At 37.1% G+C, this 8,033-nt stretch carries 9 protein-coding genes; 1 reads left to right on the top strand and 8 read right to left on the bottom strand.

Going from position 1 to position 8,033, the window contains the following annotated elements; genetic code table 11:
• Positions 1–10: 10 nt before the first annotated feature.
• Genes rfbC through B5D29_RS01535 form a run of 8 tightly spaced genes read right to left on the bottom strand, consistent with a single transcriptional unit; the run spans position 11 to position 7,606 of the window.
• A complete protein-coding gene (gene rfbC / locus B5D29_RS01500) occupies positions 11–556 on the bottom strand; it encodes a dTDP-4-dehydrorhamnose 3,5-epimerase (RefSeq protein WP_078767804.1) in 546 nt (181 codons plus the stop codon).
• Complete coding sequence (gene rfbD, locus B5D29_RS01505; protein WP_078767805.1) at positions 556–1,416, bottom strand: dTDP-4-dehydrorhamnose reductase; 861 nt, start codon at positions 1,414–1,416, stop codon at positions 556–558. The genes rfbC and rfbD overlap by 1 nt, the downstream gene beginning before the upstream one ends.
• Positions 1,416–2,435, bottom strand: a complete 1,020-nt coding sequence (gene rfbB / locus B5D29_RS01510) for a dTDP-glucose 4,6-dehydratase (RefSeq protein WP_078767806.1) — start codon at positions 2,433–2,435, stop codon at positions 1,416–1,418. Before rfbB ends, rfbD begins: the two co-directional genes overlap by 1 nt.
• Positions 2,432–3,319, bottom strand: a complete 888-nt coding sequence (gene rfbA, locus B5D29_RS01515) for a glucose-1-phosphate thymidylyltransferase RfbA (RefSeq protein WP_078767807.1) — start codon at positions 3,317–3,319, stop codon at positions 2,432–2,434. The genes rfbB and rfbA overlap by 4 nt, the downstream gene beginning before the upstream one ends.
• 13 nt (positions 3,320–3,332) lie before the next feature.
• A complete protein-coding gene (locus tag B5D29_RS01520; protein WP_242941714.1) occupies positions 3,333–4,454 on the bottom strand; it encodes a glycosyltransferase family 4 protein in 1,122 nt (373 codons plus the stop codon).
• Entirely contained in the window at positions 4,454–5,977 is a 1,524-nt protein-coding gene (locus B5D29_RS01525) for a sugar transferase (protein WP_078767808.1), read from the bottom strand. The genes B5D29_RS01520 and B5D29_RS01525 overlap by 1 nt, the downstream gene beginning before the upstream one ends.
• A gap of 22 nt (positions 5,978–5,999) precedes the next feature.
• Positions 6,000–6,758, bottom strand: coding sequence for a CpsD/CapB family tyrosine-protein kinase (locus tag B5D29_RS01530; protein WP_078767809.1), 759 nt, complete (start codon positions 6,756–6,758; stop codon positions 6,000–6,002).
• A complete protein-coding gene (locus B5D29_RS01535; RefSeq protein WP_078767810.1) occupies positions 6,758–7,606 on the bottom strand; it encodes a YveK family protein in 849 nt (282 codons plus the stop codon). The genes B5D29_RS01530 and B5D29_RS01535 overlap by 1 nt, the downstream gene beginning before the upstream one ends.
• A 208-nt stretch (positions 7,607–7,814) precedes the next feature.
• Here B5D29_RS01535 and B5D29_RS08550 point away from each other — a divergent pair.
• A partial coding sequence (locus B5D29_RS08550; protein ID WP_143406705.1) for a transposase occupies positions 7,815–8,033 on the top strand: 219 nt, incomplete at its 3' end.

The following is an 8,033-nucleotide window of genomic DNA, read 5'->3' on the forward strand; positions in this document are numbered from 1 at the left end:
AATTTAAATATTATTTTAAAGGCTTCCAAGCCTTATCTTTTTCTGAGAGATTAAGCACCATATCACTCGATATAGGCCATTTAACACCGATTGTTGGGTCGTTATATGCAATTCCACTCTCATCGTTTGGCTGAAAGAAATCATCAACCTTATAGCAGAATTCGGCATAGTCGCTCAATACAAGAAATCCGTGTGCAAACCCTTTTGGAATAAGGAATTGCTTTTTGTTTTCTTCTGTAAGCTCAATGCCGTACCATTTTAAATATGTCGGACTGTTTTGACGCATATCAACAGCCACATCAAAAACAGAGCCCTTTATAACTCTGACAAGTTTTGATTGCGGATAATTTATTTGTCTGTGAAGTCCACGAAGAACGCCTTTAGTAGAGGCAGATTGATTGTCTTGAACAAATTTAATATCAATGCCGGCTTCTTTCATATCGTTTTCATTGTATGTTTCCATAAAATATCCACGATTATCACCGTGTACAGTTGGGGTGATAACGCAAAGTCCTTCAATTCCACCAACATTTTTTTCAATTGCAATTTGTCCCATTAATAATTTATCTCCTTAAGGTATCTTGACAAAGCGTCTTGCCAGGTCGGCAGTGGCTTAAATCCGTTTTCGATAAGTTTGCTTTTGTCAAGTCTGCTGTTAAACGGTCTTTTAGCTTTTGATAAACCATATTCTTCTGTTGTGACAGGTTTAACTTTTGTATTATATCCTGCTTGCTTGAAAATCTCACAGGCAAAATCATACCAACTGATATATCCGCCCTCATTTGTTGCATGATAGTAACCGTATTTTTTAGTTTCTATCATATCGACAAGAAGTCTTGCAAGATCAAATGTGTAGGTAGGTGTTCCTATCTGGTCGTTAACAACAGTAAGTTCGTCATATTTTTTGCCAACATTTAGCATAGTTTTGATAAAATTATTGCCGTTAACTCCAAAAACCCAAGCTATACGAACAATGAAATATTTTTCAAGAAGATTTGCAACAGCAAGTTCGCCACCCAATTTTGTTTGACCGTAAACATTTAGTGGTTCATAATCTTTGCAATCAGGCTCCCAAGGTTCTGTTCCTTGACCGTTAAACACATAATCTGTGCTGATATACATCATCTTACAGTTGAGCTTTTTGCATATTTCAGCAATGTTTCTTGTGCCGTCTGTATTTACTGCACGAACCAAAGAAATTTTGTTCTCATCTTCGGCAAGGTCAACAGCAGTCCAAGCGGCACAGTGAATTACTGAATCCGGTTTAGTTTTTTCTATTACTATTTGAACACTATGCTTGTCGGTAATATCCATTTCGTCAATGTCAACACCAATAGCAGTGTGTCCTCTTTTAGTTAATTCGTTAACAACATCATAACCAAGCTGACCTTTAACGCCTGTTACTAATACTTTCATTATCTGTTTCCGTACATTTGCTCATAGTAGTTTTGGTATTCACCGGAGATGATGGTTTCCCACCATTCCTTATTGTCGAGATACCAAGCGATAGTCTTTTTTATTCCGTCTGCAAACATTGTTTCAGGAAGCCAACCGAGTTCGTTGTGAATCTTTGTCGGGTCGATTGCGTAACGCATATCATGGCCTTTTCTGTCTGCAACATAAGTGATAAGGCTTTCAGGTTTGCCGAGTTCTTTACAAATGAGCTTAACAATATCAATATTTTTCATTTCATTGTGTCCACCAATGTTGTAAACCTCACCGACACGGCCATTATGTATAATCAAATCAATAGCCTTGCAGTGGTCCTCAACATAGAGCCAATCACGAACATTGAGTCCCTCGCCATAAACAGGAAGCGGCTTGTCGTTAAGTGCGTTTGCTATCATAAGCGGAATCAATTTTTCCGGAAAATGATATGGACCGTAGTTATTTGAACATCTGCTGATTGTTACAGGCAAACCATATGTTCTGTAATATGCAAGAACAAGCAAATCCGCACCGGCTTTTGATGAACTGTACGGTGAAGAAGTGTGAATCGGAGTTTCTTCTGTAAAGAAAAGGTCAGGTCTGTCAAGTGGTAAATCACCATAAACCTCATCGGTTGAAACTTGATGATAACGCTGAATACCATATTTACGGCAAGCGTCCATAAGCGTTTGTGTGCCAAGGATGTTTGTCTTGAGGAAAATGCCCGGGTCTTCAATTGAACGGTCAACATGTGACTCTGCTGCAAAGTTTACAACAATATCAGGATGTTCTTCTTCAAAAAGCTTTTCAACTGCTTCTTTATCGCAAATATCTGCCTTGACAAATCTAAAATTAGGATTGCCCATTACAGGAGCAAGCGTTGAAAGATTGCCTGCGTATGTAAGTTTATCCAAACAAACAATTCGATAGTCAGAATGCTTTTTGAGCATATAGAATATGAAATTTGAACCTATAAAACCGGCACCGCCCGTTACTATGATTGTCATATCATCATTTCTCCTTTTGCAACTTGCATAAGATATTTGCCATAATCAGATTTTCCATATTGTTTTGCGGATTCAATAAGCTGATCTGTGTTAATCCATCCTTTACGCCAAGCAATTTCTTCAGGCACAGAAATACGGATGTTCTGTTGATTTTGAATAGTTTTAACAAAATCGGCAGCATCTATCAAGCTGTCCATTGTACCTGTATCGAGCCATGCAAACCCTCTGCCAAGTAATTCAACATCAAGTTCGTTATTCTCAAGATATATTCTGTTTAAATCGGTTATTTCTAATTCGCCTCGAGCTGAAGGTTTAAGATTTTCAGCATACTCAATGCAACGGTTATCGTAAAAATATAATCCTGTAACAGCCCACGGTGATTTTGGATTTTGCGGTTTTTCTTCAATAGAAACAACTTCGTTATTGTTGTTGAATTCTACAATGCCAAATCTTTCCGGATCGTCAACATGATATCCAAAAACTGTTGCTCTGCGATTTTTTTCGGCATTTTGCTTTGCATCTTCCAACATAGCAGTGAAACCTGCACCATAGAAAATGTTATCACCTAAAACCATAGCACAACAATCATCACCGATAAAATCTTTGCCAAGCGTAAATGCTTGTGCAAGACCGTCAGGAGACGGCTGAACCTTATATGATAATTTAATTCCGTATTGATTGCCGTTACCAAGAAGTCGCTCAAAATTCGGCAAATCGGTCGGTGTTGAAATAATAAGAATGTCGTCTATTCCCGCAAGCATCAAAGTGCTGAGCGGATAATAAATCATAGGCTTATCGTAAATAGGTAATAGTTGTTTTGAAGTTACTTTTGTAAGAGGGTAGAGTCTTGTTCCACTACCACCTGCAAGAATTATACCTTTCATTGTTTCTTCCGCCTTATAATTCAGAGTATAAATCCAATGTTTGTTTTGTGACTTTGTTCCAGTTATATTTGTTCAAAATATAGCTCGAGGCATTGTTTTTGTAGTTATTTACAATGTCATCATTATCTAAAAGATACTGCAATTTATCTTTCAAATTTTCAACATTGCTTTTTTTGAAATATTCGGCATTGTTTTCGCAAACTTCAGTACATTCGCATATGTCGGATGTAAGGCAACAATTGCCAAAACTCATAGCTTCAAGTAAGCTGATAGGCATACCTTCCAAATCACTCGGTAAGCAGTAGATATATGCGTTTGAATATAACTCTGCTAACTCTTTGCCCTCAATAAATCCCGTAAAAATAATGTTGGGATTTGATTTTGCCATATCTTTGAGTTGAGATTCATATTCACTTGTGTGACTTGAACCGCCGGCAATGACAAGAGTCTTATTTGTGTTGATTTTGTTGTATGCTTCTATCAAATAATGTATACCTTTTTCAGGAACAAGTCGTCCTAAAAAAAGAATATATTCATTTTTATCAATATTATATTTTTCTTTGATTATTTCAGGTGAAATAACTTGAGCAGGGGATATACCGTTTGGAATAAAAACAGTTTCTCTATTGTATGTCTTTAGAAAATAGTCTTTAACATTTTGAGAAAGTACGATTACTTCGTCAGCATATTTGGCGGCAGTCTTTTCTCCGAATTTAAGAAATTTTGTTGCAAAGCCACCCCATTTGCTTCTTTGCCAATCTATTCCATGAATGGTTACAATGCATCTTTTTCTGAACAGTTTTGCAAGCAAAACCATTGATGCAGGCCCCTCTGCATGAAAATGTATTACATCAAATTTGTGAAACAATGCATCAAAAGTTGCAAAAAAGCTGTATACAATGGCATTGAGCTTTGATGAATTGGGTGTCGGAATCCATTTGAGTTTCACACCTTCCCAAGTGTTAAGCCCTGTTGCTGTTTCGTGCTCTTTGCCGGCAATGTGTTCGCTTTTTCTGTTATATGCAACAACATCATTGCCAAGATTGACCATACGCTTCGAAAGTTCAGATACAACTATCTCTATTCCGCCTTCTCTTGATGGAATGCGTTTATGTCCAATCATTGCAATTTTCATTATTCTGCTCCTTCGTGAGTAAGCACAACCTTAACTGTTTTTAACAATATTTTCACATCAAGCAGTAAATTCCAATTGTCGATGTATTCGCAATCGAGTTTTACAACATCTTCAAAATCGTTGATGTTTGATCTGCCGCTTACCTGCCACATTCCGGTTATGCCCGGTCGCATTGAAAGGCGACGCTTGTGGCGGTTTTCGTATTGCTCAAATTCTCTGACTGTCGGCGGTCTTGTTCCGACAAGGCTCATATCACCTTTGAGCACATTGAAAAATTGAGGTAATTCATCAATGCTGAGCTTGCGTATAACTCTGCCGACTTTTGTAATTCTTGGGTCGTTGTCCATTTTGAACATAAGACCGTCCATTTTGTTTTGAGCCATAAGCTCTTTCTTGCGTTCTTCTGCATCTTTGTACATTGAACGAAGCTTGTAAATATTAAATAATCTGCCGTTTTGACCCACACGCTCTTGTTTGAAGAACAGCGGACCCGGTGATTCAATTAACAGCGGAATTGCAGTAATTGCAATTATTGGTATTGAAATAATCAGACCGACAATTGCTCCGATTATGTCAACAAAACGCTTTATTGCAAGACTTGTGCTGTTGTGAACAGTAGGTGCAAATGTTGCAAGCGGATATCCCGAATAAATCTTGCAGTTGATGTTGTTGAAGTTACTTTCGTCAAGTAAGTTGTCAAGTGTTGGAACATTGAGGTGAACTGTAACGCCCATTCCTTCAAGTTCCTCAACAATTTCAAAAACATCACTGCTTGTGTAATACGGAAGATTGATGAAAACTTCGTCAAGCGGAGTTTTTCTTATCCAATCAATAAATCTGATGTCCGTAGCGATTACAGGCACATCTTCCGCAACTATATGAGGAAACCTGATTTTTTTCTTTGTTCGTATTTTTTCGTTGGTGTATTCGGAACCGAATTCAAAATCCTTGTCATATGTAAATCTGCCGTTTTCAACAAAATTGTCAAGCAGGGCAACACCTGTGATTTTGATTGACCAGTCGTCTTTAAGACCCGATATAAATTCCTCGGCTCTGTCTTTGATGGTTAAAACGCCGACATATGATGTGATTTTTGATTTGGCAGGTGAATAACCGCCTGTGAGCCATCTCTTGAGATAGTATCTTGTTATGGTTGTTAAGAACAAAAACACAACGCTTGCACAGCCGATGAAAAATCGTCTGTTGATTATTGGGTTTTTTACTACCGCAAGCAGGGCAATGAAAATCAAAAATACAAGCACATCATTTTTGATTGTGTTGACAAATTCGCCGATTTTGTTTCTTTGCCTGATGTCAACGCCTTTGTGAAATAGAAAATAGCTTATCAAGAAAGCGACAATAAGGCAGAATATACATACTGTCCATTGAAGTCCTGTTTCCGTGTCATCCAACTTGTGCAGTGCGTATCTTGAAAAAAAGTACGAAACCGCAAATGATATTGTTAACGAAAAAATATCAACGGCAAATTCAAGCCAAAATTGAGTTTTTATTCTCTTGTCCATTTGCTATAACACCTAATTGTTTTTACTTTTTATCGTTGCCGTAGGAATATTTGTAATTATATGAATAGTTACGGCTGTATTTTCTGTAATAAGAATAATATTTCTTTTTCTCACTGTTTGCGTCGTTCAAAATAAAGCCAAGAATGTTTGCATTGATACCTTGAAGAGTTGAAACAGTTGTTTTAAGTTCAGGAACATTTGTTGTATCGGTTTTTACGATGATAACATATCCTGTTGCTTTTTGTGAAAATACAGTTGCATCAGTCACAATGTTCACCGGAGGTGTGTCAATAAATACACAGTCGTAATGCTCTTTGACAAAGTCGAGCAATTTGTCCATTCTCGGTGAAGAGAGAAGCTCTGTTGGATTTGGAGGAATTTTGCCTGATGTCAATACTGACAAATTCTCTATGTCCGTTTTTGTAACAGTGATGTTGTCGGTAAGACCTGCAAGAATTTCCGAAAGACCGTTTCTTGAACTTAATGAGAAAAGTTTGTGAAGTGATGGGTTTCTCATATCCGCATCAATAACCAATGTCTTTTTGCCCATTTGAGCAAAGTTGATGGCAAGGTTAGCCGAATTGATTGTCTTACCGTTGTTAGCAGTAGGGCTTGTAACGACAAATATCGGGCATTTTTCACCTTGCTGTGTGAAAAGGAGATTTGTTCTTATTGAGTTATATGCTTCCTTAACTGCAAATGTTGAAGAAGCAGTCAAAAGTTTTGTGCTGTCTGTGGTGTGGATTGAATTTGCTCCACCCTTTTTGTTGAACTTAAGCATTATTTGTCATCTCCCTTCGCATTTTGTATGTTTTCGAGTATTTCGTCACTTGGTTTTAAGACAAAATCACTGTCGGTTTTTTTGTTGACTGTTTTTGTGCCTGCAATTTTATCGCTCTTTGTAGGATACTTTGATTGCATCTCTGTGTTTAATTCAAGACTTGGTACAGTGCCAAGAACAGGAATCTCAAATTCACCAAGAATATCTCTTTCACTTGTAATTGTTGTATCAAAGAATTCATAAAGGAAGAATGCAAGGAATGAAAGGAACAATCCTGCAAAAGCGGCAATAAGCACATTTTTTGCAAGGTTAGGTGATGACGGAGCAGTAGGAACTTTTGCATAGTCAATGATTTCTACACCGCCGGCCTTAACAACTCGTACAATTTCGTTAGGAGCTATTTTGGCAATAGAGTTTGCAATCTTTGCAGCTGATTTCGGATCGTTTGCAGTAACGGTAACTTCAAACGCAATTGTTTTTGGGGCTTGGCTTGCGCTAATCATTCTTTTGAGTCTGTTTGGTGTCATATTAAGGTCCAAGTCTTTGATAACAGCTTCAAGAACAGTGTCACTGTTCAAAATGTAAATGTATGTATTTACCAAATCCTGTGATGCAGTAATTTCGTTGGATGTAATTGTAGAATCTGTAGAAATTCTGTCGGTGTTTGAGTATACATACATTTTTGTTGTTGCCGAATACTTTGGAGTAATCGCAAAGTGTGTGATAAATCCTGACGCAATGGCAGCAAGAATTGTTATGATAATTATGTAAATGAATTTGCCACGCATTTTGTAGAAAATTTTGCCAAGGTCAATTTCTACATCCTTGTTTTCTGTTGTTTGATCCATTAAGAGTATCCTCCAAATTTATTGTTAATGTGTCAATATTTATAATACCATTATTCAGTAATAATGTCAATTAGATAATATATATAAATATTATAATATTGTAGCGTTACAATAGATGTGACACCAAAAAGATATAGAAAAAGCGATTGAGAAAAGATAGAATAAGAATAACCACAAACCCACGCTATCAAGAAAGGACTCAATCGCCATGAATAGTATAACACAAAACAAGAGATATTGTCCACACCAAATAACAACAAGAATACACGCAGTAAAATTGTACCGACAAAGTAAAGATATAGATTTTGTATGTCGAAGGTATCACATATCAAAATCATCATTAATGCGTTGGAACAGGAAATACGATGGAACAGTCAAATCACTAACCGATAAGTCTCACAGACCGATTTCAAAGCATCCAAATGCT

Origin of the sequence: Eubacterium coprostanoligenes, assembly GCF_900167205.1 — a bacterium.
Lineage (GTDB): Bacteria > Bacillota > Clostridia > Oscillospirales > Acutalibacteraceae > Eubacterium_R > Eubacterium_R coprostanoligenes.

Bases quoted from the DNA above. Each gene is read 5' to 3' on its own strand.
- rfbC (WP_078767804.1), bottom strand. From the start codon at position 556: ATGGGACAAATTGCAATTGAAAAAAATGTTGGTGGAATTGAAGGACTT.
- rfbD (WP_078767805.1), bottom strand. From the start codon at position 1,416: ATGAAAGTATTAGTAACAGGCGTTAAAGGTCAGCTTGGTTATGATGTT.
- rfbB (WP_078767806.1), bottom strand. From the start codon at position 2,435: ATGACAATCATAGTAACGGGCGGTGCCGGTTTTATAGGTTCAAATTTC.
- rfbA (WP_078767807.1), bottom strand. From the start codon at position 3,319: ATGAAAGGTATAATTCTTGCAGGTGGTAGTGGAACAAGACTCTACCCT.
- B5D29_RS01520 (WP_242941714.1), bottom strand. From the start codon at position 4,454: ATGAAAATTGCAATGATTGGACATAAACGCATTCCATCAAGAGAAGGC.
- B5D29_RS01525 (WP_078767808.1), bottom strand. From the start codon at position 5,977: ATGGACAAGAGAATAAAAACTCAATTTTGGCTTGAATTTGCCGTTGAT.
- B5D29_RS01530 (WP_078767809.1), bottom strand. From the start codon at position 6,758: ATGCTTAAGTTCAACAAAAAGGGTGGAGCAAATTCAATCCACACCACA.
- B5D29_RS01535 (WP_078767810.1), bottom strand. From the start codon at position 7,606: ATGGATCAAACAACAGAAAACAAGGATGTAGAAATTGACCTTGGCAAA.